Source organism: Micromonospora sp. C28SCA-DRY-2 (assembly GCF_030519475.1).
Lineage (GTDB): Bacteria > Actinomycetota > Actinomycetes > Mycobacteriales > Micromonosporaceae > Micromonospora.
Map to the genome: position 1 here is coordinate 398807 of NZ_JAUMKD010000004.1, position 27000 is coordinate 425806.

27 protein-coding genes and 1 pseudogene are annotated in these 27000 nt (G+C 73.6%); 14 read left to right on the plus strand and 14 right to left on the minus strand.

Annotated features, from left to right (window positions below):
* Window positions 1-16: 16 nt before the first annotated feature.
* Entirely contained in the window at window positions 17-1381 is a 1365-nt protein-coding gene (locus Q3W71_RS19455) for an AI-2E family transporter (protein WP_368050877.1), read from the plus strand.
* 94 nt (window positions 1382-1475) lie between these two features.
* Here Q3W71_RS19455 and Q3W71_RS19460 read toward each other — a convergent pair.
* Window positions 1476-3695, minus strand: a pseudogene (locus tag Q3W71_RS19460) (ATP-dependent DNA helicase); the annotation flags it as partial.
* Between the two features lie 124 nt (window positions 3696-3819).
* On the opposite strand from Q3W71_RS19460, the gene Q3W71_RS19465 reads away from it, so the two are divergent.
* Window positions 3820-4326 (plus strand): DUF402 domain-containing protein, encoded by a 507-nt coding sequence (locus Q3W71_RS19465; protein ID WP_302920776.1) that lies wholly within the window; start codon window positions 3820-3822, stop codon window positions 4324-4326.
* Between the two features lie 15 nt (window positions 4327-4341).
* Here Q3W71_RS19465 and sigJ read toward each other — a convergent pair whose 3' ends face one another.
* Complete coding sequence (gene sigJ, locus Q3W71_RS19470; protein WP_302920777.1) at window positions 4342-5307, minus strand: RNA polymerase sigma factor SigJ; 966 nt, start codon at window positions 5305-5307, stop codon at window positions 4342-4344.
* A gap of 224 nt (window positions 5308-5531) precedes the next feature.
* Here sigJ and Q3W71_RS19475 point away from each other — a divergent pair, with 224 nt between their 5' ends.
* From Q3W71_RS19475 to Q3W71_RS19485, 3 genes are all read left to right on the plus strand, one after another.
* The gene (locus tag Q3W71_RS19475; protein ID WP_302920778.1) at window positions 5532-6569 is read left to right on the plus strand and encodes a PPK2 family polyphosphate kinase; all 1038 of its coding nucleotides are present in this window, start codon (window positions 5532-5534) and stop codon (window positions 6567-6569) included.
* Between the two features lie 130 nt (window positions 6570-6699).
* Window positions 6700-7326: a DUF47 domain-containing protein gene (locus tag Q3W71_RS19480; protein ID WP_088996260.1), complete on the plus strand. Its 627-nt coding sequence runs from the start codon at window positions 6700-6702 to the stop codon at window positions 7324-7326.
* A gap of 4 nt (window positions 7327-7330) precedes the next feature.
* Entirely contained in the window at window positions 7331-8335 is a 1005-nt protein-coding gene (locus Q3W71_RS19485; protein ID WP_302920779.1) for an inorganic phosphate transporter, read from the plus strand.
* Between the two features lie 57 nt (window positions 8336-8392).
* Here Q3W71_RS19485 and Q3W71_RS19490 read toward each other — a convergent pair whose 3' ends face one another.
* The gene (locus Q3W71_RS19490; RefSeq protein WP_302920780.1) at window positions 8393-9361 is read right to left on the minus strand and encodes a Gfo/Idh/MocA family protein; all 969 of its coding nucleotides are present in this window, start codon (window positions 9359-9361) and stop codon (window positions 8393-8395) included.
* Between the two features lie 71 nt (window positions 9362-9432).
* Here Q3W71_RS19490 and Q3W71_RS19495 point away from each other — a divergent pair, with 71 nt between their 5' ends.
* A complete protein-coding gene (locus Q3W71_RS19495; RefSeq protein WP_302920781.1) occupies window positions 9433-10266 on the plus strand; it encodes an NUDIX domain-containing protein in 834 nt (277 codons plus the stop codon).
* Window positions 10267-10363: 97 nt separating this feature from the next.
* On the opposite strand, the gene pstB is transcribed toward Q3W71_RS19495, so the two are convergent.
* The 7 genes from pstB to Q3W71_RS19530 form a co-directional block, all read right to left on the minus strand.
* On the minus strand, window positions 10364-11140 hold the full coding sequence (pstB, locus tag Q3W71_RS19500; protein WP_302920782.1) for a phosphate ABC transporter ATP-binding protein PstB: 777 nt from the start codon (window positions 11138-11140) through the stop codon (window positions 10364-10366).
* 20 nt (window positions 11141-11160) lie between these two features.
* Window positions 11161-12249, minus strand: a complete 1089-nt coding sequence (gene pstA / locus Q3W71_RS19505) for a phosphate ABC transporter permease PstA (protein ID WP_302920783.1) — start codon at window positions 12247-12249, stop codon at window positions 11161-11163.
* Between the two features lie 25 nt (window positions 12250-12274).
* Window positions 12275-13366 (minus strand): phosphate ABC transporter permease subunit PstC, encoded by a 1092-nt coding sequence (gene pstC, locus Q3W71_RS19510; protein WP_302920784.1) that lies wholly within the window; start codon window positions 13364-13366, stop codon window positions 12275-12277.
* 43 nt (window positions 13367-13409) lie between these two features.
* Window positions 13410-14516 (minus strand): phosphate ABC transporter substrate-binding protein PstS, encoded by a 1107-nt coding sequence (gene pstS / locus Q3W71_RS19515; protein WP_302920785.1) that lies wholly within the window; start codon window positions 14514-14516, stop codon window positions 13410-13412.
* A gap of 333 nt (window positions 14517-14849) precedes the next feature.
* The gene (gene mshD / locus Q3W71_RS19520; RefSeq protein ID WP_302920786.1) at window positions 14850-15776 is read right to left on the minus strand and encodes a mycothiol synthase; all 927 of its coding nucleotides are present in this window, start codon (window positions 15774-15776) and stop codon (window positions 14850-14852) included.
* A 61-nt stretch (window positions 15777-15837) separates the two neighbouring features.
* Entirely contained in the window at window positions 15838-16692 is an 855-nt protein-coding gene (locus Q3W71_RS19525; RefSeq protein WP_302920787.1) for a polysaccharide deacetylase family protein, read from the minus strand.
* 157 nt (window positions 16693-16849) lie between these two features.
* Window positions 16850-17569 (minus strand): response regulator transcription factor, encoded by a 720-nt coding sequence (locus Q3W71_RS19530; protein WP_302920788.1) that lies wholly within the window; start codon window positions 17567-17569, stop codon window positions 16850-16852.
* Between the two features lie 242 nt (window positions 17570-17811).
* Here Q3W71_RS19530 and Q3W71_RS19535 point away from each other — a divergent pair, with 242 nt between their 5' ends.
* From Q3W71_RS19535 to Q3W71_RS19555, 6 genes are all read left to right on the plus strand, one after another.
* Window positions 17812-18870: a hypothetical protein gene (locus Q3W71_RS19535; RefSeq protein WP_302920789.1), complete on the plus strand. Its 1059-nt coding sequence runs from the start codon at window positions 17812-17814 to the stop codon at window positions 18868-18870.
* Window positions 18871-18949: 79 nt separating this feature from the next.
* A complete protein-coding gene (locus Q3W71_RS19540; protein WP_302920790.1) occupies window positions 18950-19735 on the plus strand; it encodes a DUF2993 domain-containing protein in 786 nt (261 codons plus the stop codon).
* Window positions 19736-19853: 118 nt separating this feature from the next.
* Complete coding sequence (locus Q3W71_RS31020; protein ID WP_311202345.1) at window positions 19854-19931, plus strand: Ms5788A family Cys-rich leader peptide; 78 nt, start codon at window positions 19854-19856, stop codon at window positions 19929-19931.
* A 203-nt stretch (window positions 19932-20134) separates the two neighbouring features.
* The gene (locus tag Q3W71_RS19545; protein WP_302920791.1) at window positions 20135-20983 is read left to right on the plus strand and encodes a sulfurtransferase; all 849 of its coding nucleotides are present in this window, start codon (window positions 20135-20137) and stop codon (window positions 20981-20983) included.
* 1 nt (window position 20984) lies between these two features.
* A complete protein-coding gene (locus tag Q3W71_RS19550) occupies window positions 20985-21311 on the plus strand; it encodes a DUF1416 domain-containing protein (protein ID WP_302920792.1) in 327 nt (108 codons plus the stop codon).
* Window positions 21312-21536: 225 nt separating this feature from the next.
* Window positions 21537-22295 (plus strand): hypothetical protein, encoded by a 759-nt coding sequence (locus Q3W71_RS19555; protein ID WP_368050937.1) that lies wholly within the window; start codon window positions 21537-21539, stop codon window positions 22293-22295.
* A 10-nt stretch (window positions 22296-22305) separates the two neighbouring features.
* On the opposite strand, the gene Q3W71_RS19560 is transcribed toward Q3W71_RS19555, so the two are convergent.
* Genes Q3W71_RS19560 through Q3W71_RS19570 form a run of 3 tightly spaced genes read right to left on the minus strand, consistent with a single transcriptional unit; the run spans window position 22306 to window position 25161 of the window.
* On the minus strand, window positions 22306-24363 hold the full coding sequence (locus Q3W71_RS19560) for a glycogen debranching N-terminal domain-containing protein (protein ID WP_302920794.1): 2058 nt from the start codon (window positions 24361-24363) through the stop codon (window positions 22306-22308).
* The gene (locus Q3W71_RS19565; RefSeq protein WP_302920795.1) at window positions 24360-24740 is read right to left on the minus strand and encodes an SCP2 sterol-binding domain-containing protein; all 381 of its coding nucleotides are present in this window, start codon (window positions 24738-24740) and stop codon (window positions 24360-24362) included. Before Q3W71_RS19565 ends, Q3W71_RS19560 begins: the two co-directional genes overlap by 4 nt.
* Window positions 24741-24798: 58 nt before the next feature.
* The gene (locus tag Q3W71_RS19570) at window positions 24799-25161 is read right to left on the minus strand and encodes a DsrE family protein (protein WP_109898117.1); all 363 of its coding nucleotides are present in this window, start codon (window positions 25159-25161) and stop codon (window positions 24799-24801) included.
* A gap of 23 nt (window positions 25162-25184) precedes the next feature.
* Between Q3W71_RS19570 and mtfM the strand changes: the two genes are divergently transcribed.
* Both mtfM and Q3W71_RS19580 read left to right on the plus strand, forming a co-directional pair.
* Window positions 25185-25289, plus strand: coding sequence for a small membrane protein MtfM (gene mtfM, locus Q3W71_RS19575; RefSeq protein ID WP_043966460.1), 105 nt, complete (start codon window positions 25185-25187; stop codon window positions 25287-25289).
* Between the two features lie 173 nt (window positions 25290-25462).
* Window positions 25463-26056, plus strand: coding sequence for an FABP family protein (locus Q3W71_RS19580; protein WP_302920796.1), 594 nt, complete (start codon window positions 25463-25465; stop codon window positions 26054-26056).
* Window positions 26057-26143: 87 nt separating this feature from the next.
* Here the strand turns inward: Q3W71_RS19580 and Q3W71_RS19585 are convergent, their stop codons facing one another.
* On the minus strand, window positions 26144-26989 hold the full coding sequence (locus Q3W71_RS19585; protein ID WP_302920797.1) for an aminotransferase class IV: 846 nt from the start codon (window positions 26987-26989) through the stop codon (window positions 26144-26146).
* Window positions 26990-27000: the final 11 nt, after the last annotated feature.

The window sequence follows — 27000 nt, forward strand, 5'->3', positions numbered from 1 at the left end:
ACTGCCCTACGGTGACGTGGTCAGGCGTATCCTGTGCGACCTGACACCGTGGACGGGCCGGTTCTCATGCCAGGAGGTGCGCTTGAGCCGCTTCGAGCGGGTACGCGGACGGCTGCGTCGCGCGTACGAGTCGGGACGCGAATCGGTGCGCTCCGGCCGGAACAGGTCCGCGGCGGTTCCCGAGCCGGCCGAGGTGGCCACCCCGGCCTCCCCGGGGCCGACGGCCCCGGTGACGGCGACGGTGGTCGGGGCGGAGCCACCGGCCGCCATGCACAACTCCACGTCCAGCCGCGACGACGCGGACGTGCCGCACGCGCTGCGGATCGCCGCCGCCTGGTCCTGGCGGCTGATCGTGATCGGCGTGGTGGCCTGGGCGCTGCTGAAGATCGTCGGCACCATCCGGATCGTGATCATCCCGCTCGCCGTCGCCCTGCTGCTCTCCGCGCTCCTCGCGCCGGCGGTGGGCTGGTTGCTGCGGGCCCGCCTGCCCCGGTCGCTGGCGACCGCCGTGGTGCTGGTCGGCGGCCTGGCCGCGGTGATCGGCACGCTCACCCTGGTGGTGAACGAGTTCATCCAGGGCGTGCCGGAGCTCAGCGAGAAGTCCTCGGAGGGCGTCCGGCAGATCCAGAACTGGTTGAAGACCGGGCCGCTGCACCTCTCCGACGGTCAACTCGACCGCTACATCGACGAGGGGCAGCAGTGGATCAACAACAACACCGAGAAGTTCACCAGCGGCGCGCTCTCCACCGCGGCCACCCTGGCTGAGGTGCTCACCGGCACCCTGCTGGTGCTCTTCGCCACCTTCTTCTTCCTCCGCGACGGCAACCGGATCTGGCGGTTCCTGGTCCGGCTGCTGCCGGTGGCGGCGCGCTGGAAGGTCGACGACGCCGGCCGCGCGGCCTGGTCGACCCTGGTCGCCTACGTACGGGCGACGGTGCTGGTGGCCTTCATCGACGCGGTCGGCATCGGCATCTTCCTGGTCATCTTCGACATCCCGTTCGCCTTCCCGCTCGCCGCGCTGGTCTTCCTCGGCGCGTTCATCCCGATCGTCGGTGCCACCCTCTCCGGCGGCGTCGCGGTGCTGGTCGCCCTGGTCGACAGCGGCCCGGTGACCGCGCTGATCATCCTCGGCGCGGTGATCGGCGTGCAGCAACTGGAGGGGCACGTGCTCCAGCCGCTGATCATGGGCCGGGCGGTGGCCATCCACCCGCTCGCCGTGATCATCGGCATCGCCGCCGGGGTGGTCCTCGCCGGGATCACCGGCGCGCTCGTCTCGGTGCCGCTGATCGCCGTGCTGAACACCGCGGTCCGCCGGCTCGCCGCCCGCACCGTCCCGGACACCCCACCCGACGCCGTGGTGGTCGCCTCCCAAGCCCCCTGACCCCTCGAAGATCCGCGCACGTACAGAGAACGAGTGGCCTCTCCGGCTCGGAAGGCCACTCGTTCTCTGTCGGTGCGGGTTCTGGGGCGCGGGGTCAGGACTTGGCGAGGCGTTCGAGGGCGCCGCGGGCGACGTCGGAGCGGGTGGTGTACCAGAACGGCGGCAGCGAGCGGCGGAGGAACGGGCCGTAGCCGCGGGCGGTCTCCAGCCGCGAGTCGAGCACCGCCACCACGCCCCGGTCGCCGGTGGCCCGGATCAGCCGGCCCACGCCCTGCGCCAGCCGGACGGCGGCGATCGGCACGCTGACCGCGGCGAAGCCGGACCCGCCGCTGGCGTCCACGGCGGCGGCCCGGGCGGCGGCCAGCGGTTCGTCCGGGCGGGGGAAGGGCAGCCGGTCGATGACCACGAGCTGGCACGAGTCGCCCGGCACGTCCACCCCCTGCCAGAGCGACATCACCCCGAACAGGCAGCTGGAGCGCTCCTCGCGGAACCGGCGGACCAGCAGCGGCAGCGACTCCTCGCCCTGCAACAGCACCGGCAGGTCGGTCCGCGCCCGGACCAGCTCCGCCGCCTGCTGCGCGGCCCGCCGGGAGGAGAAGAGCCCGAGCGTACGCCCGCCGAGCGCGCCGACCAGCGCGAGCAGCTCCTCGCCGGCCGCCTCGGGCAGCCCGGAGACGCTGGGCCGGGGCAGGTGCGCGGCGACGTAGAGGATGCCCTGCCGGGCGTAGTCGAACGGCGAACCGACGTCCAACGCCCGCCAGCCCGGCCCGCCGGCCACCGCGCCGCCGGCCGTTCCCGATGCGTCGCCGGCCGTCGCGTCGGCGGTCGCACCGGGTGCGCCGCCCCTTCCGCCGTCGGCCGCCCCCGACCGTGCCGCGCCCGCCCCGCCGGCGCGCCCGGTCGAGGCGGCGAGGGCGGCGGCGGCCGGCGACGGTGGTGACGGCGGTGGGGCCTCCAGGCCGAGGGACCGGGCCACCGTGTCGAACCGGCCGCCCAGCGTCAGTGTGGCCGAGGTGGCGACCACCGTGCGGTCGGAGTACAGGTGGGTGGCGAGGGTGCCGGCGACCGAGAGCGGCGCGACCACCAGCGCCCGGCGCCCGGTGTTGTCGTTCTTCTCCACCCAGGCGACGTCGTGGTCGGCCTCCTCCAGCAGCCGCTGCGCGGTGTCGGCGAGCTCGTCGAGCACGGCCTTGGCCTGCTGCTTGCGGACCGGGTCGGGGTCGTCGGCCTTGATGTCGCCGATCGCGTCGAGCGCCGCGCGGGTGGCCGCGTCGAGCAGGGTGCACGCCTCGCGCAGCGGGCCGGGCAGGCCGGTGGTGATCCGGCCGGCGGGTGCCTCGGCGAGCCCGACCGCCAGCGCGTCGCCGGCCGCGGTGAGCGCCTCGGCCGTCTCCGGCCGCAGCAGCGGGCGGGCCCGGCGCGCGGACCGGTCGATCAGCTCCGGCACCAGCTCGGCCTGGGCCGCGGAGGAGACCCGGTCGGCCAGCTCGTGCGCCTCGTCGACGACGAGCAGCTTGTGTGGCGGCACGATCTGCCGGCCGGCGAGCATGTCCACCGCGAGCAGGCTGTGGTTGGTGACCACGATGTCCGCCTCCCGGGCCCGGGCCCGGGACGCCTCGGCGAAGCACTCGGCGCCGAACGAACAGCGGGACGCCCCGACGCACTCCCGGGCCGGCATCGAGACCAGCCGCCAGGCCTGGTCGTCGACGCCAGGGTCCAGCTCGTCGCGGTCGCCGGTGTCGGTCTCCGCCGCCCAGTCGCGCAGCCGCTGGACCTGCTTGCCCAGCCGCCCCGCCTCGCCCAGCCATCTGGTGCCGCCGCCGGGCCGGGCCGCCGGGGCGTCGAAGAGGGTGTCCTCCGGCTCCTCCTCGGTGGAGTTGTCGAGCCGGGCCAGGCAGAGGTAGTGGTGCCGCCCCTTGAGCACCGCGAAGGTGGGCCGCCGGCCGAGCAGCGGGGTGACCGCGTCCGCCAGCCGGGGCAGGTCGTGGTCGACCAGCTGGGACTGCAACGCCAGGGTCGCGGTGGAGACCACCACCGGCCCGTCCACGGTGAGCGCCGGCGCCAGGTAGGCCAGCGACTTGCCGGTGCCGGTGCCGGCCTGCACCAGCAGGTGCTCGCGGGCCGCCACGCACTCCTCGATCGCCGCCACCATCTGCTGCTGGCCCGGCCGGGCGGCGCCGCCGGGCACCGCGCCCACCGCCGCCGCGAGCAGCTCCGCGGCGCTCGGCCGCTCGCCCCGGCGCCGACCGCCGGCGCGGGTCGACGGGACGGCGGAACCGGCGGCGGTACGGGGCGGGATCACCGTGCGACGGTACCGGGCCGCGCCGACAGCGGCCGGCGGGCTCCGCCCGTGGCGAGGTAACGGTACGGACTCTCCGGGGGCGCCCGGTTACTTCCCGTGCGGCGGCCCCTGGGTGGAATCGGTTAGGGTGCGACTCATGCCGAGCGACGTGGTCCGCGTGATCTACCGCAAGTACGACGGCAGCGCCCACCGCGACTACCCGGCCCGTCGGCTGACCGAGGACGATCTCGGCGTCTGGCTCGGGGTGACCGCCGGCACGAAGTCCGTCTACCACGGCCGGCCGTCGGTGGAGCAGATCCCGTTCGTGCTGCTGGTGCCGCACCACGCCTGGTGGACCGGCATGTTCAACCCGCCCCCGCGCACCAGCGAGGTCTACTGCGACATCGCCAGCCCGGCCCGCTGGGAGAACGACGACACCGTCCACCTGATCGACCTCGACCTCGACGTGGTCCGCCGACGCGCCACCGGGGCGGTCGAGCTGCGCGACGAGGACGAGTTCGCCGAGCACCGGGTCCGGTTCGGCTACCCGGAGGAGGTGGTCACCGAGGCGGAGGCCGCCGCACGCTGGCTCTTCGGCGCGCTCGGCGACGGCACCGAGCCGTTCGCCACCTCGTACCGCAAGTGGCTCGCCCTGGTGGTCTGAGCCCGGCGGCCGGCGTCACCAGCGGGGCGGCCAGGCGTCCTGCGCGCCGAGCGGCGGCAGGTGCGCCACCTTCTCCGGGTTGAGCTGGTTGAAGATCCCGGTCACCCGGCCGTCGTGCACCGTGACCGCGCTGATCAGCCGGATCGGCCGGCCGTCGGAGTGCACCGTCTCCAGGTGCAGCCCGAGCACCCCGTCGACCAGCACCGGGCGGGCCCGCAGGGTGCCGGCGTAACGACCGGCGCGGCCGAAGAGGCCGAGGGTGAACCGGGCGACCTTCGCCACGCCGCGCACCGGCTGGCGGGCCGCCGGGAAGTGCCCGCCGCTGTCGCCGATCAGCACCACGTCGGGGGCGAGCAGCCGGACCAGCTCGGCCAGCTCACCCGACTCGGCGGCGGCCACGAACGCGGCGAGCACCCGCCGCTGCTCGGCGGGGTCCGCCGTGTGCCGGGGCACGTCCGGCGCGTTCACCGCCCGCCGGGCCCGGGAGGCCAGCTGGCGGGCGGCCGCCTCGCTGGTGCCGAGCACGTCGGCGATCCGGGAGAACGGGACGGCGAACACGTCGTGCAGCACGAAGGCCACCCGCTGCTCCGGCCCGAGGCGCTCCAGCACCACCTGGAGGGCGATGCCGACCAGGTCGGTGCGGACGGCCCGCTCGGCCGGGTCCGGGGCGTAACCGTCGGCGCGGGGCGCCTGGTCGAGTGGGGTCACCACCGGCTCGGGCAGCCACTGGCCGTGGTACGCCTCCCGGCGGACCCGGGCGGAGCGGAGCACGTCGAGGCAGATCCGGGCGCAGGTGGTGGTGAGCCAGCCGCGGAGGTTGTCGATCTCGGCGCGGGCCGCCGGGTCGGCGAGCGCTCCCGCGTACCGCAGCCAGGTCTCCTGCACGGCGTCCTCGGCCTCGCTCTGGCTGCCCAGCATCCGGTACGCGACCGCCAGCAGCCGCCCGCGTTCGGCCTCGAACTCCGTCGCCAGGTCCCGCACCGCCGCCCCCTCCCAAGGCCGGCACCGCCCGACCAACACACATTCTCCCGCCCGCGGGGACGCGCGCCGCACCCGGATTGTGACGCGCCCGCGGGCGAACGGGTCGATCGGCCGGTCGCCCGCACCGGAGAGGACGGCTTTCCGCCGGTACAGCCGCGAGTGCACGGGGTCGGGGGCGGACCGCTCGACGGGCGGGATCGGCGGGGGTGGGTGATGATCCGGGGATGAGCGCGGGTGTCGAGACCGGGGTCGTGCCGCCGGTGGGCGGACGGCTGCGGGAGTTGCTGCGGGTGCCGCCGGGCGGGCCGGTCGAGCTGGGATCGATCGATCCGCGGTCCACGCCGGGGCTGCCCGGGCCGGAGGTGACCGGGGAACACCGCAAGGGCTGGGCCCGCGCCCAGCTGGAGCTGGTCGGCGCGGAGCTGGGCCGGCAGCAGGAGATGCTCTTCGCCACCGCCAAGGCCCGCTCGGCGGCCGGTGACGGCGACCCGGCCGGTCCCGCGCGTCCCGACGGTGCTCGGCGCGAGGGCGACCGGGCGGTCGAGCCGGGCGCGGCGGGGGAGCGGCCGGCCGGGGGCGCCGGGCAGCGGGTGCTGCTGGTGCTCCAGGCGATGGACTCCGGCGGCAAGGACGGCGCGATCAAGCGGGTCGCCGGCGCGATGAACCCGCTGGGCCTGCACATCCGCTCCTTCGGGGCGCCCACCGCCGAGGAACTCCGGCACGACTTCCTGTGGCGGATCCGCCGCGCGCTGCCGCCGCCCGGGTACGTCGGGATCTTCAACCGCTCGCACTACGAGGACGTGCTGGTCGCCCGGGTCGAGTCGCTGGTGCCGGAGCCGGTCTGGCAGGCCCGGTACGACGAGATCAACGCCTTCGAACGGGAGCTGGCGGATTCCGGCGTGGTCCTGGTCAAGGTGCTGCTGCACATCTCGTACGGGGAGCAGGGCGAGCGGTTGCTGGCCCGGCTGGCCGACCCGCGCAAGCACTGGAAGTACGATCCCGCCGACGTCGACGCCCGGGCCCGCTGGGCCGACTACCAGGCCGCGTACGCCGAGGCGCTGAGCCGCTGCGGCACCCCGGCCGCGCCCTGGTACGTGCTGCCGGCGGACCGCAAGTGGTACCGGGACTGGGCGTTGGCGCACCTGCTCCGGGAGACGTTCGACACACTCCAACTCGGGTATCCGCCAGCCGGTTTCGACCTGCGGCACGAACGGGAGCGGCTGCTGGGACCTGAGAGATCGTCGCAGGTGAACAGTAGGTGAACGAGCGATGAATGCGGCCTGGCCAGGGGTGGGCCGCCGTATTCGCGGTTCTGCCGTTTCCTAGCATTCCCAGGCGGGCACCCCTTGGGGGCGGCCGCCACCCTTCCACCGACACGACGAGGTCCGTGCTGTGAAGTTTTCCTTCCGCCCGAACGAGGGCGCCTTCTACGAGCTCTTCACCAGGGCCGCGCAGAACCTGGTGCGGGGTACCGAGCTGCTCAACGAGCTGGCTCTGCCCGGGGTCGAGGTGCAGTCGGTCAGCGAGCGGCTCACCGAGGTGGAGCACGACAGCGACCAGATCACCCACGAGCTGTACAAGAAGATCAACTCCACCTTCATCACCCCGTTCGACCGGGAGGACATCTACCGGCTCGGCTCGCTGCTGGACGACGTGATGGACCACCTGGAGGCGGTCGGCAACCTGCTCTACCTCTACGGGCTGACCAAGCTCCCGTCGCTGCCGCGCGAGATGCACGAGCTGGTCAACGTCCTCGACCAGCAGGCCAAGCTGACCGCCGAGGCGATGCCCCGGCTGAAGTCGATGAAGGACCTCGAGGACTACTGGATCGAGTGCAACCGGCTGGAGAACGACGGCGACCAGGCGTACCGGATGCTGCTCGTCCGGCTCTTCTCCGGCGAGTACGACGCGCTGACCGTGCTGAAGATGAAGGAGGTCGCCGACGAGCTGGAGGCCGCCTGCGACGCCTTCGAGCACGTGGCCAACACCGTCGAGACCATCGCGGTCAAGGAGTCCTGATCCTGTGAGTCCCGAACTCATCGCCGTGCTGGCGGTGATCGCGGTGGCCCTGGCGTTCGACTACACCAACGGCTTCCACGACGCTGCCAACGCGATCGCGACCAGCATCTCCACCCGGGCGCTGACACCCCGGGTGGCCCTGGCCATGGCGGCCGTCGGCAACTTCATCGGCGCCCACTTCGGCGCCGAGGTGGCCAAGACCGTCGGCAGCGGGCTGGTGAAGCTGCCCACCGGCACGGCGAGCCTGGGCATCGTCTTCGCCGGCGTGGTCGGCGCCATCGTCTGGAACCTGATCACCTGGTACTTCGGCCTGCCGTCGTCGTCCTCGCACGCGCTGATCGGCGGCCTGGTCGGCTCGACCATCGCCGCCTCCGGCACGGTGCTCTGGACCGGCATCGGGGAGAGCGTCATCATCCCGATGGTGCTGTCGCCGATGGTCGGCTTCCTGCTCGGCTACATCGTGATGATCGCGGTGCAGTGGATCTTCCGGAAGGGGCACCCGGGCAAGCTCAACCGGGGCTTCCGCTGGGCGCAGACCGCGTCCGCGGCGGCCATGTCGGTCGGCCACGGCATGCAGGACGCCGCCAAGACCATCGGCATCGTGGTGCTCGCCCTCTTCGTCGGCGGTTACCAGGACGACCCGACGCACATCCCGGAGTGGGCGTTCTGGACCTCCGCCGCGGTGCTGGCCGCCGGCACGTACGCCGGTGGTTGGCGGATCATCCGGACCCTGGGTCGGAAGATCATCGACCTCAAGCCGCCGGAGGGCTTCGCGGCCGAGACCGTGGCCAGCTCGGTGCTCTACTTCAACGCGCTGGTGCTGGGTGCCCCGATCTCGACCACGCACACCATCACCTCGGCGATCATGGGGGTGGGCGCGACCAAGCGGCTCTCCGCCGTGCGCTGGGGCGTGGCCGGCAACATCGTCGGCGCGTGGATCCTGACCTTCCCGGCCGCCGGCACCATCGGCGCGCTGATGTACCTGCTGGCCCGTCCGCTGTTCAGCTGACCGGCCGACGTCGAGGGGCCCCGCCGCACGGCGGGGCCCCTCCGCGTTTCCCGGCGGTCAGGTGTAGTCGACGCCGATCTGGGCGCGGATGGTGTCCAGCAGGGCCATCACCTCGAGGGTGGCCGAGTGTGGCACCAGGGGGCTCTCCAGCAGGCCCTCGGCCAGGCAGCGCTGCACCTCGATCGCCTCGTGCTGGTAGCCGCCGCCGACCAGGTCCGCGTCGATGGTCTCCGGTTCGGCGCCGGCCCGGTGCAGGGTCACCCGTCCGGGCCGGTAGAACGGCTCGGGCAGGTCGATCCGCCCGGTGGTGCCGGTGATCGCGGCGGTCAGCGGGGTGACCCCGGTGATGCCGCAGCTGAGCGTGGCGACCGCCCCCGAGTCGTAGCCGAGCACGATGCCGGTGTTCTCGTCCACCCCCTCCGGGCTGAGCTTCGCCCAGGCCCGTACGTGCTGCGGGACGCCGAGCAGCAGGTGGGCCAGGCTCACCGGGTAGACGCCGAGATCCAGCAGCGCGCCGCCGCCCAGGGTGCGGGCCCGCATCCGGTGTTCCGGCGGGAACGGCCCGGCCACCCCGAAGTCGGCCTGAACGCTGGTCACCGTGCCGATCGCGCCGTCGGCGACCAGCTCGCAGACCCGCCGCAGGAGCGGGTTGGTCCGCATCCACATGGCCTCCATCAGGAAGATCCCGGCGGCCCGCGCGGTGTCGACCAGCTCGGTGCTGGTGGCCAGGTCGAGGGTGATCGGCTTCTCCACCAGCACCGCCCGGCCGGCGGCGAGGCAGGTCAGCGCCGCCTGGTGGTGCGCGGCGTGCGGGGTGGCCACGTAGACCACGTCCAGGTCGGCGTCCGCGGCCAGCTCCGGCCAGGAGCCGTACGCCCGCGGCACGCCGTGCCGGCGGGCGAACCGCTGCGCGCTCTCGGCGGTACGCGAGCCGACCGCGACCAGTTCGGCGCCCGGCACCAGCCGGAGGTCTTCGGCGAAGCGGCCGGCGATGTGGCCGGTGGCCAGGATGCCCCAACGAGTCATGCCGGCAACCGTAGCGACGATCAACAGGGCGGGGCGCGGCCCACCCGGCAGGTGGGAACTAGGCTCGCCGCATGACGATCGACAGCGACGGCTTCGCCGCCCCGCCGGCGCTGGTGGAGCACGCCCGCCGGTTCCGCGCCGAGGGCGGCACCCCCGCGGTGCCGCGGGTGGCGGCCACCGTACTGCTGCTCCGCCCGGCCGACGCCGGCTTCGAGGTCTACCTGATCCGCCGGGTCGCCGCGATGGCCTTCGGCGGGATGTACGCCTTCCCGGGCGGCGGCGTCGACCCGTCCGACTCGCAGGCGCACCCGGGCTGGGCCGGTCCGGCCCCGGCCCGGTGGGGCGAACGGCTCGGGCTGGACCCCGCCGCCGCCCGGGCGGTGGTCTGCGCCGCGGCCCGGGAGGTCTTCGAGGAGGCCGGGGTGCTGCTGGCCGGCCCCGACCCGGCGACAGTGGTCGGGGACGTCAGCGGCGACGACTGGGAGGCCGCCCGGGTCGCCCTGGAGCAGCGCCGGGTCGGCTTCGCCGATCTGCTCGCCGAGCGCCGGCTGACGCTCCGCTCGGACCTGCTGCTGCCGTGGAGCCGGTGGATCACCCCGGAGTTCGAGCCGCGCCGCTTCGACACGTACTTCTTCGTGGCGCTGCTGCCCGAGGGGCAGCGGACCCGGGACGTCTCCGGCGAGGCCGACCGGACGCTGTGGGCCCGCCCGGCGGACGCCCACGCCCGGGCCGAGGCGGGCGAGCTGACCATGCTCCCGCCCACCCTGGTCACCCTCGCCCAGGTGGCCGCCGCCGGCGACCTCGACGGGGTGGTCCGGGCGGCCGCCACCCGGGACGCCGCCACCCCGATCACCCCCCGCCTCGACCTCCCCGAGCACGGCCAGCCCCGCTTCCGCCTCGGCTGAGGCTCGCCCCGACAGGGAAAGAGTGGCCATTGCCGTGAGGAATGGCCACTCTTTCCGAGGAGGCACTACAGCCGGCCGCGCCGCCGACGGCGGGGTGTCAGCCGAAGCGGCCGGTGATGTAGTCCTCGGTCTTCTTGACGCTCGGGTTGCTGAAGATCTTCTGGGTGTTGTCGTACTCGATGAGGCGGCCCGGGTCGCCGGTCTTCTCGATGGAGAAGAAGGCGGTCCGGTCCGAGACCCGGGCGGCCTGCTGCATGTTGTGCGTGACGATGATGATGGTGAACTTGTCCTTGAGCTGGAACATCAGGTCCTCGATGGCCAGCGTGGAGATCGGGTCGAGCGCCGAGCAGGGCTCGTCCATCAGCACCACCTGCGGCTCGACGGCGATCGTGCGGGCGATGCAGAGCCGCTGCTGCTGACCGCCGGAGAGGCCGGCACCGGGCTTGCCGAGCCGGTCCTTCACCTCGTCCCAGAGGTTCGCCGAGCGGAGCGCCCGCTCCGCCGCCTCCTCCAGGATCGACTTCTTCCGGACGCCGTTGAGCCGCAGCCCGGCCACCACGTTGTCGAAGATGCTCATGGTGGGGAACGGGTTCGGCCGCTGGAAGACCATGCCGATCATCCGACGGACCGCTGTGACGTCCACGTCCCGCTGGTAGATGTCCTGGTCGTCGATGGTCAGGCTGCCCTCGACGCGGGCACCGGGGAGCACCTCGTGCATCCGGTTGATCGACCGCAGGAAGGTGGACTTGCCGCAGCCGGACGGGCCGATCAGGGCGGTGACGGTCTTCGGCTCGACGGTCAGGCTGATGTTCTCGATCGCCTTGAAGCCGCCGTAGTAGGCGGTGACGTTCTCCGCCTCGATGCGCTTGGCCATGGTGGTGGTACCTCCGGGGTTCATCGGCCGAGCCGGTTGCGACGGGCCAGCAGCTTCGCCGCGATGGTCAGGATCAGCACGAGCGCGACCAGGGTCAGTGCCGCGGTCCACGCCCGGGCCGGCGCGTACCGGGAGGCGTCGCCGGCCTGCTGGTAGACGAAGAGGGCCAGCGACGACTGGTTGTTCTCGAACGGGTTGAAGTTGATCGCCGCCCCGCCGCCGGCGACCAGCAGCACCGGCGCGGTCTCGCCGGCCGCGCGGGCGATGGCGAGCATCACGCCGGTGACGATGCCGGGCAGCGCGGTCGGCAGCACGACCCGCAGGATGGTCTTCCACTTCGGCACGCCGAGGGCGTACGCCCCCTCGCGCAGCGGCGCCGGGACGAGACGCAGCATCTCCTCGGTGGAGCGGACCACGGTGGGCAGCATCAGCACGCTCAGCGCCAGCGCGGCGGCGAAGCCGGAGAAGCCGGGCCGCCCGTCGTTGAACACCGGCGAGACGATCAGCACCCAGAACGCCAGCACGAACAGGCCGGCGACGATGGACGGGATGCCGGTCATCACGTCGACGAAGAAGCGGATCGCGAAGGCGAACTTGCCCCGGCCGTACTCGACCACGTAGATGGCGCAGAGGATGCCGAGCGGGACGGTGATCAGGGTGGCGATGCCGACCTGCTGGAGCGTGCCGACGATCGCGTGGTACGCGCCGCCCTCCGGGTCCCGCGCCCCGATGTTGTTCATCGAGGTGAGGAAGAAGTTGCCGTCCAGCCGCTCGGCGCCCTTGCTGAGCAGCGTCCAGACCACCGAGGCCAGCGGCAGGACGGCCAGCACGAACGCCGAGTGGATCAGCGCGCTCCAGGTGCGGTCGCGGGCCGACCGGCGGCCCTCCACCGCGTTCGCGGCGGCGAAGAGCCCGCCCAGGTAGAGCAGCGCCCCGACCACCACGACCAGCACCGGGCCGCCGATGCCGGCGCCGTACACGATCGCGGCGGCGACCACCACGGCGGCCAGGGCCAGGGCCGGCGGGACGTACCGCGGCAGGCGCTTGGCCCGCAGGGTGACCGGCTGGGCCGGCGGCTGCTGACGGTGGGTGGTGACGGTGGCGCTCATGCCGGCACTCCGCTTCGCTCGCTTCTCATGCGGCCGACTCCGTGAACTCGCGGCGGCGGTGGATGATCGCCCGCGCGGTGATGTTGACGATCAGCGTGATGGCGAAGAGGACCAGGCCGGAGGCGATCAGTGCGCCCCGACCGGTGTCGTTGGCCTCGCCGAACGCGTTGGCGATGTTGGCGGCGATGGTGTTGCCGCCGTTCTCGATCAGGTTGACCGAGATGCCGAAGGTGATGCCGAGGGTGAGCGCCAGGGCGATGGTCTCGCCGAGCGCCCGACCCAGCCCGAGCATCACCGCGGCGACGATGCCCGGCCGCCCGTACGGCAGCACGGCGGTGCGGATCATCTCCCAGCGGGTCGCGCCCAGGGCGAGCGCGGCCTCCTCGTTGGCGGTCGGGGTCTGCAGGAACACCTCGCGGGAGAGCGAGGTGATGATCGGCAGCACCATGATCGCCAGGACCAGCGCGCCGAGCAGGATCGAGGCGCCGAACGGGCCGTCGCCGCCGAAGAGCGGGATCCAGCCGAAGTACCGGTTGAGCCAGGCGGAGAGGTCGGCGACCGGGCCGGAGAAGTAGTCCCGGCCCCAGAGCCCGAAGACCACGCTGGGCACCGCGGCGAGCAGGTCGATCAGGAAGCCGAGCGTGGTGCCCACCCGGCGGGGCGCGTAGTGCGAGAGGTAGAGCGCGATGCCCAGCGCCACCGGGACGGCCAGCAGCAGCGCGATCACCGAGCTGAGCACGGTGCCGAAGGCGAGCGCGCCGATACCGAACTTCGGTTCGGGGTCGTTCGGGAACCAGCCCTCGAAGGTCCAGAAGTTCTCGGTGTTGGCCCGCAGCGCCGGCAGCGCCTTGGCGACCAGGAAGACGGCGATCGCCGCGATGACGACCAGGACGGCCGTGCCGGCGGCCAGGGTGAGGCCGCGGAAGGCCCGCTCGGCGCCGAAGGCCCGGGCCCGGGGCAACGCGCCGCCGCCGCCCAGCCCGGGGCCCTCCGGGGTACGGGTGCTGACTGGTGCCTCGGCCACACGCGCCGAGGCACCGGCGGGCCACTCGCGACTCTCGGTCACGTTGGTCCCGCCGGTGCCGGCGTTGGCCGAGCGGTGAGGGGATTCACCCATCTGTCGCTCGCTTCGGTTGCGGAGGTGGTGTCGGTCGGTCGGCTCAGGCGATGTTCTTGACCGCGGTCTCGACCTTGGTGCGGACGGTCTCCGGCAGCGGGGCGTAGCCCAGCTCGGTCAGCTCGGCCTGGCCCTCGGTGCTGGCCGCGTAGCCCAGGAAGCCCTTGACCAGGGGAAGCTTGTCGGCGGCCAGGCCCTTGGAGCAGACGATCTCGTAGGTCACCAGGACGATCGGGTAGGCCCCGGCCTCCTTGGTGTTGTAGTCGATCTTCATCTTCAGGTCGTCGCCCTGGCCGACCACCTCGGCGCCGGCGATGGTCTTGCCGGCCGACTCGGCGGTCAGCTCGGCGAACTCGCCGGCGCCGTTGCCGATCTTGGCGATGCCCAGCCCGGCGTTCTCGGCGAACGACCACTCCATGTAGCCGATCGTGCCGTCGGCACCCTTGACCCGGCTGGCCACGCCGTCCGAGCCCTTGGCGCCGGTGCCGCCCGGGGCCTTCCACTCCTTGGCCTTGCCGAAGGTCCATTCGGCCTCGGCGGTCTTGCTGAGGAAGTCGGTGAAGTTGTCGGTGGTGCCGGACGAGTCCGAGCGGTGCACCGTCTGGATGGTGGTGCCCGGGAGGTTCACCCCGGGGTTGTCCGCCTTGATCGCGGCGTCGTCCCACTTGGTGATCTTGCCGGCGAAGATCTTGGCCAGGGTGACGGGCTTGAGCTGGAGGTTCTGCACCCCGTTGAGGTTGTAGGCGACGGCCACCGGGCCGATCACCATCGGGAGGTTGATCGCCTGGCCACCGACGCACTTGGCGTTCGCCTGCGGCTGCTCCTCCTCCTTCAGGGCGGAGTCCGAGCCGGCGAAGTCGGCGGTGCCGGCGATGAACGCCTGGATGCCGGCGCCCGAGCCGGAGGGCTCGTAGTTGATGGTGGTGCCCTGGCACTTCTGCTGGTACGCCTTGATCCACTCGGCCATGGCGTTCTTCTGCGCCGACGAGCCCTGGGCGTTCAGCGTGCCGGTGGCGCAGTCGGCGGCGGCGGCCGACCCGGAGGCGGTGGCGCCGCTCGCGGGCTCGTTGTTGTCCGAGCCGCATGCACTGAGGGCGAGCGTCGCGGTAAGAGCGAGGCAGGCGAGAGTGCCGTGCCGCTGGAGCTTCACCTGAGGGGTTTCCCTTCACGTCTGACTTGGCGCCCGGACTGGGGCCCGGGAACCGGCGCTGGCCGGCTGTCACACAAGCTAGGAGCGCCAGGTAGCCGGTTTGCCGGGCGGAAATGAACGCCAGGTGAACTCGTCCGGCCCGCCAGGTGACCGCGTGCTGAGGGCGAGTTGTCCGTTACGTGAACTCAGGTGCCTCTGTCGGAAGTATGGGCATTTTTCAGGGCGCGCAGCGGGTGCCGGGGTGTCGACGCCCCGGCACCCGGCGGCGGAGGCGCGGACGTCCGGGCCGCCGGGCGGGAACAGCCCGGCGGCGAGGCCCGGTCCGGCCCGGGCTCAGCCCAGGTGGTAGTTGACGTGGGCCGACCAGTGCGCGAAGCCGAGCCGCTGGTATAGCGCGACGGCGGCGGTGTTCGAGTCGTCCACGTAGAGCATCACCCGGTCCAGCCCGCGCCGGTCGCGCAGGTACGCCAGCCCCGCCGAGGTCAGCGCCCGGCCGAGCCCGCCGCGGTGCGCGGACGGGTCCACCCCGAGTACGTAGACCTCGCCGATCCGGGCCGAGCCGGGGCGCTCGTGCACCTTGGTCCAGTGGAAGCCGACCAGCCGGCCGGTCGCCGACTCCTCGGCGAGCAGGAAGCCGGCCGGGTCGAACCACGGCTCGGCGAGCCGTACCCGCAGGTCGTCCGGGGTCCAGCGGCCCTGCTCCGGGTGCTCGGCGAAGGCCCGGGCGTTCAGGTCGAGCCAGGCCGCGTCGTCCGCGCCCGGCCGGAACGCGCGCAGCGCCACCCCGTCCGGCAGTCGCGGCTCGTCCAGCGGGGCGGTCAGCGGCCGGCGCAGTTGCCAGAGCACCCGGGCCCGGCGGAAGCCGAGGTCGACGGCGAGCGCGGCGGCCGACGGGTGGTCGCCGTGCGCCCAGGCACGCAGCGGGCCGGTGGCCGCCGCCTGCACGGCCCGGGCGAGCGCCCGCCCGGCGCCCCGCCGCCGGTGCGCCGGGTGCACCACCAGTTCCACCCCGATGCCGCTCGCGGCGTCGGTGGTGTCCAGGTGGGCGTAGCCGGTGAGCGACCCGTCGTCGCCCCGGGCGACCAGGTGCACGGCCGGGGCCTGCGGGTCGCGCAGCCGGAGCAGCACGTGTTCGTCGAGCGGGTCCGCGCCGTCCGTGTCGCCGGCCCGGCGGGCCAACGCGAGCACGTCGGCGATCTCCTCCGGGGAGAGTTGGTCGGTCCGGGTCACCCGGGCGGTCGTCGGTTCGGCGCTGCTCATCCCGCCACCGTAGCCCGCGGTCGCCGGCGCCGGTCCGCACCGTCCACAGCGGAGTGCCCGGTCACGTCGGCTCGGCGGGCAGCGCCTCCAGCTGGAACCGGCTGGTCAGCTCCGGCAGCATCCGGTACAGCGCGTCCACCGTCCCCTGCCGGTCGCCGCCGGCGTCGTGCAGCAGCACCACGGAGCCCGGCCCGACCTGGCCGACCACCGTCGCGGCGATCGGCCCGGCGCCCGGCGCCTGCCAGTCCGCCGGGTCCACGGTCCAGTGCAGCGGCGTCATGCCGAGCTTGCGGGCCGTCGACACCACCGGCCAGGTCCACGCGCCGCCCGGCTGGCGGTAGTAGGCGATCGGCGCGTCCGGCGCCGCCGCCCGGATCGCGTCGCTGGTGCGGATCAGGTCGGCCCGGATCCGCTCGGGGGACCGGGAACCGAGGGTGACGTCGTGGTCCCAGCTGTGGTTGCAGAGGGTGTGGCCCTCGGCCAGGATCGCCCGGATCAGCTCCGGGTGGGCCAGCGCGTTCTCGCCGACCACGCAGAAGGTGGCCCGCACGCCGAACTCCCGCAGCGCGTCGAGCACCTGTGGGGTGTACCGCGGGTCCGGGCCGTCGTCGAAGGTCAGGGTGACCCGGGAACTGCCGGTCGTGGTGCGGGTGCCGAACGGCCCGTCGGTCTCGGTCGGCTCGGGGGAGTGGCTGGTCCGGTCCTGGCCGGTCGTGTCCGGGCCGTCCGGGTGGTCGGTGGCGGGCGACGGCTGCTCACCGTAGTGCGGGCCGGTGGCGCTGGTGACCACGCCGGAGCCGCCCGGGTCGGGCCGGTCCGGGATCAGGCTCCGGCCCAGGGCGTACGCGGTGCCGAGCAGGGCGGTCACCACCAGCGCGACGATGCCGGCGGCGCGCAGGGCGGACGTCTCCGGCATCAGTGGCCCCGCCCCGGTCGACCCGTCCCCGCCCCCGTGGTCCCTGCACGCACCGCCGCCCCCTCATTACCGGCAAACCCGGCAGTCAGGATATGTGCGTCGCGATGCTCAAAAGGGGCATAACGGAAACTGTCCCCGGAGAGGTTGGTCCTCCGGCTCAGACCGGCAGCGGCGCGGGCTCCGCGTCCGGCAGCGACCGCGCGGGCGGCACCACGAACTTGTAGCCGACCTGGCGGACGGTGCCGATCATCGACTCGTACTCCGAGCCGAGCTTGGCCCGCAACCGCCGGACGTGCACGTCGACGGTACGGGTGCCGCCGAAGTAGTCGTAGCCCCAGACCTCGCGCAGCAACTGGTCCCGGGTGAACACCCGGCCCGGGTGCTGGGCCAGGAACTTCAGCAGCTCGAACTCCTTGTAGGTGAGGTCGAGCGGGCGGCCCTTCAGCTTCGCCGCGTAGGTGTCCGGGTCGATGGTCAGCTCGCCGGCCCGGATCGAGCCGCCGGCCCCGGAGATCGCGTTGCTCAGCCGGCCGACGGCCAGCCGCAGCCGGGCCTCCACCTCAGCCGGCCCGGCCGAGGCGAGGATGACGTCGTCGACGCCCCAGTCGGCGTTGAGCGCGATCAGCCCGGCCTCGGTGACCACCGCGACCAGCGGCACCCCGAGCCCGGTGGCGTGCAGCATCCGGCAGGTGGCCCGGGCCTCGCTCAGCTCCGAGCGGGCGTCCACCAGCACCGCGTCCGGGCTGGGGCCGGCGACCAGGGTGCGGACGTCGCGCGGCGCGGTACGGACCGAGTGGGGCAGCAGGTCGAGCGCCGGCAGCACAGCGGACGGCTCGCTCGCTCGCGCGGTCACCAGCAGCAGGATCTCCACGATCACCTCCGTCCCGGCGGCGGGCGCCGCGCGTGACCAGCGGCACTCCGCACGGATGTGGCGCTGAGAACTAGGCGTGGGTCCCGGCGTCGCTGACGGGCGGGTATCGGCTTGAGCGTAACCGATCGCCCCGGCCGCGCCTCCGTGCGCTTTCCTGTTTGCCCGCCTTGCCCCTGATCGCGACTCAGGTTTTAACGTCGCGGAAACCGTGCTCCCCGGGTTGCCGGCCGGTCTGGCACGATCGGGGCGTGTTTCCCTCCAGTTCGCCCGAGACCGGCCGCGATCAGTGGCCCGACGGCCCCCGTCCGCAGCCGGCCGGCCCGTCCCGGGGCCAGCCGCCGGCCCCTCGTGGTGGCCCGGCCGTCGACCAGGACGACCGCCGGGAGCGCAGCGGGCCGCGCCGGGCCCGCCGCGGCGGTGAGCCGGCCCGCCGCCCCGACGACGAGCCGGGCGCCGAGCCGGACGAGGAGGCCGTGCCGCCGGTCGAGGTACGCCGGTCGCTCGCGGTCGCCGTCGCCGGGTTCGCCGCGCTGCTCGGGGTGGGTCTGGTGCTCGGCGCGCAGACCTCCGGTCCGGGGCACCGGCTGCCGTTCGCGTTCATCATCCTCGGCGTCCAGATGCTCTACGTGCTGGCCTGGACGATGGCCATGCGGCCGCCCGCGGTGCTGCTGGTCGCCGGGGTCAGCGTGGCGACCGCGGTCGCCGCGGACACCGCCGCGGTGCAGACGGACGTCGCCGGGCTGGCGCCGCTGGGCTTCGTCGCGGTCGGCGGCTTCGTCCTCGGCGTGCTCGGCCAGTTGGTCCGGCGGGTCGACCGGGTGCGGGTGACCGACTCGCTCGGCGGCACGCTGCTGATCGTGGTCGGCGTGGTGGCCTTCGGCACCCTGATCGTGCTCAGCCGGATCCCCGCCGGCACCCAGGCGATCACCGTCTGCCTGACCGCGAGCGGGGTGGCGCTCACCGTCGCCCGGCTGACCGACGCGGTGGCGCCGTGGCCGCGGCTGGCCCCCCAGGTGCCCCGCGGGGCCGCCGGCGTGGTCGCCGGCGCGATGGTCGGCACGCTGGTCAGCGCCCTGCTCGGCAGCTACCTGGTCACCCCGTTCACGCCGACCCGGGCCGCGATCATCGGGCTGGTGGCGGCGGTCGCCGCGGTGCTGGCCGACCTCGCGGTGGGTTACGCCGAGGCGGGCCGGCTGATGGCCGGCGAGCCGCCGACGATGTGGATCGCCCGGCACATGCAGGGCCCGCTCGGCGGCTTCGCGCTGGCCGCGCCCGCCGCGTACGCGATGTGCAAGCTGGTGCTGTGACCGGAGATTGAGCTTTTCCCCTTTCGGGTACGAACGGACCGCCACGGCGCGGGCCGGTGGCGCGGAGACAGGAGGCGGCGTGGCGCAGGACTACCCGTACGAGGAGCGGCCCCGGCGTCGGGGTCGCAAGGTGCTGATCACCCTCGTGGTCCTGCTGCTGGTCCTGGCCGGCCTGCTGGTCGTCGCCGACCGGGTGGCGGCCGGGGTGGCCGAGCGCGCGATCGCCGACCAGGTGCGGCAGGAGGTCGCCAAGCAGGACGCGCAGTCCGCCCCGCCCGAGGTCGAGGTGGGCGGCTTCCCCTTCCTCACCCAGGTCCTCGACGGCCGCTACGAGCGCATCTCCATCGTGCTGCGTGACGTGCAGGGCTCGGTGCAGGGGGACGCGGTCAGCGTGCCCCGGCTCGACGTGGACGCCCGCGACGTGCGCGCCTCGCTGGACACCATCCGTTCCGGGCAGGGCGAGGTGGTGGCCGAGACGGTCAACGGCACCGGCACCATCAGCTACGACAGCCTGGCCAAGCTGCTCGACCGGCCGGGGCTGCGACTGGCCGAGCAGAACGGCCGGCTCGCCGTCACCGCGCCGGTGGACATCCTCGGCCAGCGGCTGACCGTCACCGGCACCGCCGACATCACCGTCGGCAAGGAGGGCCAGGTGGCGCTGCGCTTCAACGACCTGGACGCCGAGGGGCTGCCGAACGTCCCGCTGGCCCGCGCCCTGTTGAGCAACTACGCCAAGGGCATCTCGGTCGACGTACCCCTGCCCGACCTGCCGTTCCAGCTCACGGTGCGCGAGGTCCGGCCGCTGCCGGAAGGGCTGGCGGTGACCGCGGACGCCCGCGACGTGCCGATCAACTCGGCCGGCTGAGCGACCGGTCAGCCGGCGGGACGGCCGGCCGGCCCGGCCGTACCGTCGGTCGTGCCGGCGTCCCGGATGCTGGTCGGCCCGGTGGCGACTCCCGGTCCGGCTGGTAGGCTCCCTGGCCATGGGGACGCTCCTCACCAAACGGCGCGCGGTCGACCTGTGCCGCGTGGCCACCTGCCTGTGTCGCCCCGTCATCTGACGGCGGGGCTGTCCTCGGCCGCCTAGCGGCCATCGGCACGCAGGGTCCGCGTACCCTCCGGTGATCCCACCATCGCCCGGCAGCGGCGCCGTCGCACGAACCCGTGATCCGTTCCGTCCATGGGTCCCGCGCGTGGTGCGACACTGACAATCATCGATCTCCGCGCGCTGGCTCACCATCCATCCTCACCAGGGAGTGATCTGATGAGTCGCGACACCGCACTCGTCTCGGCCGAGTGGGCCGAGAAGAACCTCGACGCCCCGGGCGTCGTCTTCGTCGAGGTCGACGAGGACACCTCGGCCTACGACACCGGCCACCTCGCCGGCGCCATCAAGCTGGACTGGAAGACCGACCTGCAGGACCCGGTGCGCCGGGACTTCGTGAACAAGGACCAGTTCGAGGCGCTGCTCTCCGAGCGGGGCATCGGCAACGACGACACCGTCGTCCTCTACGGCGGCAACAACAACTGGTTCGCCGCCTACGCGTACTGGTACTTCAAGCTCTACGGCCACCGCGACGTCAAGCTGCTCGACGGCGGCCGCAAGAAGTGGGAGCTGGACGCCCGGCCGCTGGTCAAGGACCCGGTGACCCGTCCCGCGACGCGGTACGTGGCGCAGGAGCCGGACACCTCCATCCGGGCCTTCCGCGACGAGGTGGTGGCCGCCATCGGCACCAAGAACCTGGTCGACGTGCGCAGCCCCGACGAGTACGCCGGCCGGCTGCTCGCCCCCGCCCACCTGCCGCAGGAGCAGGCGCAGCGGGCCGGGCACATCCCGACCGCGCTCAGCGTGCCGTGGTCCAAGGCGGCCAACGAGGACGGCACCTTCAAGTCCGACGACGAGCTGCGCAAGATCTACGCCGACGCCGGGCTGGACGACAACAAGGAGACCATCGCCTACTGCCGGATCGGCGAGCGTTCCTCGCACACCTGGTTCGTGCTCCAGGAACTGCTCGGCCACCGCAACGTGAAGAACTACGACGGATCCTGGACCGAGTACGGCTCGCTGGTCGGCGTGCCGGTCGCGCTCGGCGACGAGCCCGGGGAGGCCTGAGATGACCGCACCGACCGCTGCCGGCTGCGCCGCTCCCGACCAGGCCGCCCCGCTGCCCGCCAGCCTCGACCTGGAGAAGGAGACAGTCATCACCGGCCAGGTCACGGCCGAGTCCGGTGAGGTGGTGCCGGGCGCGTACGTCCGGCTGCTCGACTCGACCGGCGAGTTCACCGCCGAGGTGGTGACCTCCGCCGCCGGGCAGTTCCGGTTCTTCGCCGCCCCGGGCGACTGGACCCTGCGGGCGCTGTCCCGGTTCGGCAACGGCGACACCACGGTGACCGCCGGCCGGGGCGTCAACGAGGTCGCCGTGACGGTGGCCCTGGCCTGACCCACGCTCTGATCGGCCCCGTGGCCCGTCGTCCCCACCCGGGGAGGCGGGCCACGAGTCGTCTCGCCAGGGTGTACCGGGCAGCGGTGACGCGGCGGCGGGCCCGCTGCCCGCGCGTGACACCATGAGCGGGTGAGCGGTGTCGTCCAGCCGGGGTACGCCCCACCGACCGGTCCCGACCAGCCGGCGGCCCCCCGACGGGGGCGCTGGTTGCTCGTCGTGGCGGTGGTCTGGGCGGTGCTGCTGGCGGCACTCACCTGGGTGTCCGTACGCGACGACCCGCCGACCGTCCGCGAGCAGCGCTCCCTGGACCAGGCCGGCCCGGTGGTCGACCGCGCGGTCGGCGAACTGGTCGCGGCGGCCGGCGACGCGGTGCTGGCGCTGACCCCGGCGCGCGTCGAGCGGGGCTGCCGGGTCACCCCGTTCGCCGACGGCGCCACGCTGGCGCGCGGGGTCGACGTCGTGGTGCCCGCCGGCGAGGAGCGGGCACTGCTGGAGCGGGTCGCCGACCGGCTGCCGGCGGGCTGGGGGGCCGGCGTGCGGGCGACCCCGGACGGGCCGCGGCTGCGCGCCGACGCGGGCGAGTTCGTCACCGTCGAGGGTCGCGCCGGGACCGACGGCCGGGTCCGGCTGACCGCCGACACCGGCTGCCGTCCGGTGGGCAGCGGCTACGCGACCCCGCCGCCCGGTGCCGCCGGAGCCGAGCTGTCCGTCCTCGCCGAGGCGCTGGCCGCCCTCGGCCGGCCGGCCGGACCGGACCCGGAGGTGCTGGCCGCGCCCTGCCCCGGTGGCGGTGTCGCCCGTACCGCGCGGGTCGCCGGCGGGGCGCCGCCGCTGTCTCCGGCCGCCGCCCTCGCCCGGTTCGCCACCCCGGTCGCCGACACCCCCGAGGTGTACGCCTACCGCCGCGGCGACGTCGCGGTGCTGGTCGACCGGGCCGCCGGCGACAGCCCCGTCTCCGCCACCACCGCCTGCCCCCGCTGACCGCCCGGCCTCAGCGGTCGTGGCTGCCGTCGTGCGGCGTGCGGCTGCGGCCGAGCGCGTCCACCCGCCCCCACCGGCCGGGGATGTCGAGCAGCTCGACCCGACCCATCCCCTCGGGCAGGGCCGGGTCGATGATCAGGTGCTCGCCCTGCGGCTCCAGCCCGAGCATGACCCGCAGCAGCAGCAGCGGGGTCCCGGTGGACCAGGCCTGCGGGCTGCACGCGGTCGGGTACTCCACCGGATACTCGGTGAGTTGGCGCTCGTAGCCGGCGAAGGCCTCCGGCAGCCGCCCGCCGAAGTACCGGGAGGCGGCGAGCATCGACTCGCAGATCCGCCCGGCCTCCTCGCGGAACCCGTACCGCCACAGCCCCCAGGCGATGATCGAGTTGTCGAACGGCCAGACGGTGCCGACGTGGTACCCGATCGGGTTGTAGAGACCCTGGTCGTCGGCGAGGGTGCGGACGCCCCAACCGGAGAACAGCCGCGGCCCGAGCAGGTGCTCGGCGATCCGGCCGGCCCGCGACTCGTCGACGATGCCGCTCCACAGCAGGTGCCCGATGTTGGAGCTGAGCGCGTCCACGTGCCGGCCGTCGGCGTCCAGGGCGAGCGCGTAGTACTCCTTCTCCGGGATCCAGAAGTCCCGGTTGAAGCGCTGCTTGAGCGCGGCCGCCTCGCGCTCCAGCCGGTCGGCGTACTCCGGGTCGCCCCAGACGGCGCGGGCCAGCCGGGCGCCGCGCATCTTGGCGTCGTAGGCGTACCCCTGTAGCTCGCAGGTGGCCCGGGGGAAGCCCGGCAACCGGCCGTCGCGGTAGGAGATGGCGTCCCAGGAGTCCTTCCAGCACTGGTTCTGCAGGCCGGTCTCCGGGTTGCGGGTCCGGTACCAGATGTAGCCGGTGCCGAGCAGGTCCCCGTACGTGTCGATCCACTCCAGCGCGGCGCGGGCCGCCGCCTCCAGCTGCTTCACCAGCTTCACGTCGCCGGTCCACCGCTCGTACTCGTCGAGCAGGATCACGAAGAGCGGCGTCGAGTCGGCGCTGCCGTAGTACGGCGAGTGCGGCTGCTCCTCGAAGCCGGCCATCTCGCCGTAGCGCAGCTCGTGCAGGATCTTGCCGGGCTCCTCGTCCCGGAAGTCGTCCAACCGGTGCCCCTGGAGGCCGGCCAGGATCAGCGCGGTCGGCGGGATCAGCTCCGGCAGGTAGGGCAGCAGCTGGAGCGAGGTGATGATGCTGTCCCGGCCGAACAGGGTCATGAACCAGGGCAGCCCGGCCGCCAGCAGCCGCACGCCGAGCGCGATCGACTCGTAGCGCAGCGCCGCGACGTCGTTCAGGCTGCGCCGGTACGCGCCGGCCAGCGGCTCGCAGTCGCAGCCGAGCTTGGGCGCCTGGCTGATCAGCTCGTTCTGCTCGGTCTCGATCGCGGCGGCGCCCCGGTTGCCGCGGTACAGCGGCAGGTTGGACCGGATGTCCTCGCCCCGCGCCCCGTAGACGACGGTGTTCACGTACAGCCGGGTGGTCCACTCGTCGTGCGGGCCGATCCGGACCTGGAAGGTCATGCCCGACACGTCGAGCCGTCCCGGCGCGCTGGTGAGGATCACCGTCTCCCGGTGGAAGGCCTCCCGGCGGTAGGTCAACCGCAACTCGTTCTCGCTCACCGTGGCGGTGATCCGGCCGTGCTTCTGCCGCACGTTCTTGATCTCGAAGAGGTCCGCGAAGTCGGCGCCCATGTCGACCCGGATGGTGAACTCCATCTCCCGGCCGGCGTGGTTGATGACGGTCAGCTCCTCCTCCAGGCCGCTGCCGATCGCCCGACTGCGGATCACCGAGACCTTCGCGTCGAGGTAGTGGGTCGGCTCGCCGGGGACCAGGAAGAACCGGGTGCGGTAGGACTCGGTGTCGTCGACGGAGAGCGCGTGCAGCCGCTCGCCGTCGAGGGTGAGCCGCCAGGTGGAGAGGAACCGGGTGTCGAAGGAGAAGAGCCCGGTGGGGTAGTCGAGGGAGGGCTCGATGTCGCCCCGACGGTCGCTGACCAGGAAGGTGTTGCCGTCCAGGATGCTGACCAGCGCCCTCACCGAAGCCGTCCGGCCTGTTCGCGGGCGACCTCACGGGGGTCCCGGGTGCCGGGCGGGGTGGGGAAGAACCGCCGGAAGGCCAGGAAGAGGACCACGTTCCCGCTGAACGTGCTCTCGTTGCGCAGCACCGCCGCCACCCCCTGCGCGCGGCCGGTGACCAGCCGCTCGAAGAGTTCCTCGCTGCTGTACCAGATGGCGTCGGCCGGACCCCGCTGCCGGCTCACCTCGATCGCGCCGGGCCGCATCCGCACCAGCCAGTGGTCGGTCCCGTCGCCGTTGGTGAGTTCGATCTGGAGGGTGCCGCTGATCAGGCCGCGGAGGATCTCCGGCGCGCGTGCCGGCAGTGATTCGAAGAACCGCTCGATGGCCTGGCCCACAACCGAATCGTAGGCATTAGTCCGAGTTGTCGGGCCGGTATCGGGTCGGGCTCGCGGGTCAGTAGACCAGCGCCTGCGCCCCCTCGGCCATCGCCTCCTCGACGAAGACCGCCGCGCCCGCGATCCGTACGCCCGGCAGCACGTCGCCGGGGCCGATGTCCCGCCGGGCGGCGCACTGGGTGCACGCGGTGACCGTGCCGGTGGTGAGGATCACGTGCAGCAGTTCGGCCAGTGGCGCGGAGTGCGGCAGTTCGAACTCCTGGGCCCGCCCGGGCAGCGCGAACCAGGTCGACTCGCCGGTGAGCCAGAGCGACACGTCCACCCCGGCGGCGGCCGCGGTGGCGGCGACCGTGAAGGCCTGGGCACACCGTTCCGGCGCGTCCGCGCCGGCGGTGGCCTTGACGACGAGAGTGCGGGCCATGGCGCCAGCATAGGATGGTCGGGATGGTCACCGAGATCGGGTTCGTCAGCCTGTTGGTCGCCGGCCTCGGCGCGCTCGCCGGTGGCCTGGTCTACGTCGCGGTACGCATATCGAGAGGACGTTGGTGAGCGCGAGGAGTGAGCCGGGTCTGCGAGCCCCGCAGTCGCGAACGAAGGTGGCCCGGTGAGCGCGAGGAGTGAGCCGGGTCTGCGAGCCCCGCAGTCGCGAACGAAGGTGGCCCGGTGAGCGCGAGGAGTGAGCCGGGTCTGCGAGCCCCGCAGTCGCGAACGAAGGTGATCCGGTGAGCGACGAGAACCCGCTGCAGCCGCCGCCGTGGCTGAACGCGCCGCCGGTCGACCCCTACCCGTACGAGGAGAGCCACGACCTGCGGGTCGGTCCGAAGCTGCACCCCACGCTGGACGGCCTGCTGCCGTATATCGGGGTGTGGCGGGGCCGGGGCCGGGGCGGCTTCCCCACCATCGAGGACTTCGACTTCGCCCAGGAGATCCGGATCAGCCACGACGGCCGGCCGTTCCTGTTCTACGAGTCCCGGGCGTGGATCCTCGACGAGCAGAGCCGGCCGGTCCGCCCGGCCGGTCGGGAGGTCGGCTGGTGGCGTCCGGTCCTCAAGGACGACCGGGCCACCGACGAGCTGGAGGCGCTGATGACGACGCCCACCGGCGTGATGGAGCTCTACCTGGGCCGGCGTACCGGCACCCAGGTCGAGTTCGCCACCGACGCCGTGGTGCGTACCGCCACCGCCAAGGAGGTCACCGGCGGGCACCGGCTCTTCGGCATCGTCGAGGGCGCCCTGCTCTACGCCCAGGAGATGGCCGCCCTCGGCCACGGCCTCTCCCCCCACCTCTCCGCCCGCCTCCTCCGCATAGCCGGCTGACCCACCCCACCCCGGTGATCATGACGTTGTGGTGACCCGCCTCGGCGTGTCGCGGCGACAACTTCATGATCAACAGGGTCCGCCCCGTCAGGGGAGGGGGAAGGCCAGGAGGGTGTGGAGGGTGGGGGTCAGGGGGGAGGTGGGGAGTGGGGTGCCGTCGAGGGTGCGCAGGTGGGTGAGGCCGCGGACCGACGAGGTGAACCAGACGCCGTCGGCGGCGGCCAGCTCCGCCGGGGTGACCAGGCGCTCCGTCGCCTTCAGGCCTAGCTCGTGGGCGTGCGCGAGAAGCCAGGCGGCCGTGGTGCCGGGCAGGATGCCGGTGTCGGCGGCGGGCACCGTGCAGAGCGTGTCGCCGGCCAGCCAGACCACGTTGGCGGTGGGCCCCTCCAGGGCGTACCCGTCGCTGGAGACCCAGAGCACGTCGTCCACGCCGGCCCGCCGCGCCCAGCGGCGGGCCGCCGTGCTCACCGCGTACGACGTCGACTTGATCCCGGCGGGCAGCCAGTCCAGGCCGGTCCGGGCCACCGCCGGCACGCCGAGCGGCAACGTCGCCACGGTGATCCCGTCCCGCCGGGCGGCCCGGGCGGCGGCCGGCACCTCGGCCAGCGTGGCGTAGACGGTCGGCGGCCCGCCGTCCTCCGGGCCCCGGGTGCAGACCAGCCGCAGCGCGCCCTCCACCTCGGCGGGCCAGCCGGCGCAGACGGCGTCCAGCAGGTCGACCAGGGCCTCGGCCGGCGGCAGGGCCAGCTCCACGGCCGCCGCCGCACGGGCCATCCGGGCCAGGTGCTCGTCGCGCAGCCACGGCCGGCCGGCCCGCAGGTGCATCGTCTCGAAGAGCCCGTCACCGCGCAGCACGCCCAGGTCGTCGCCGCGCAGCACCGGCTCCCCGGTCGGAACGAGCCCCCGCCCGAGCACCGCGATCCTCGACGCCATGACCGCCGAGC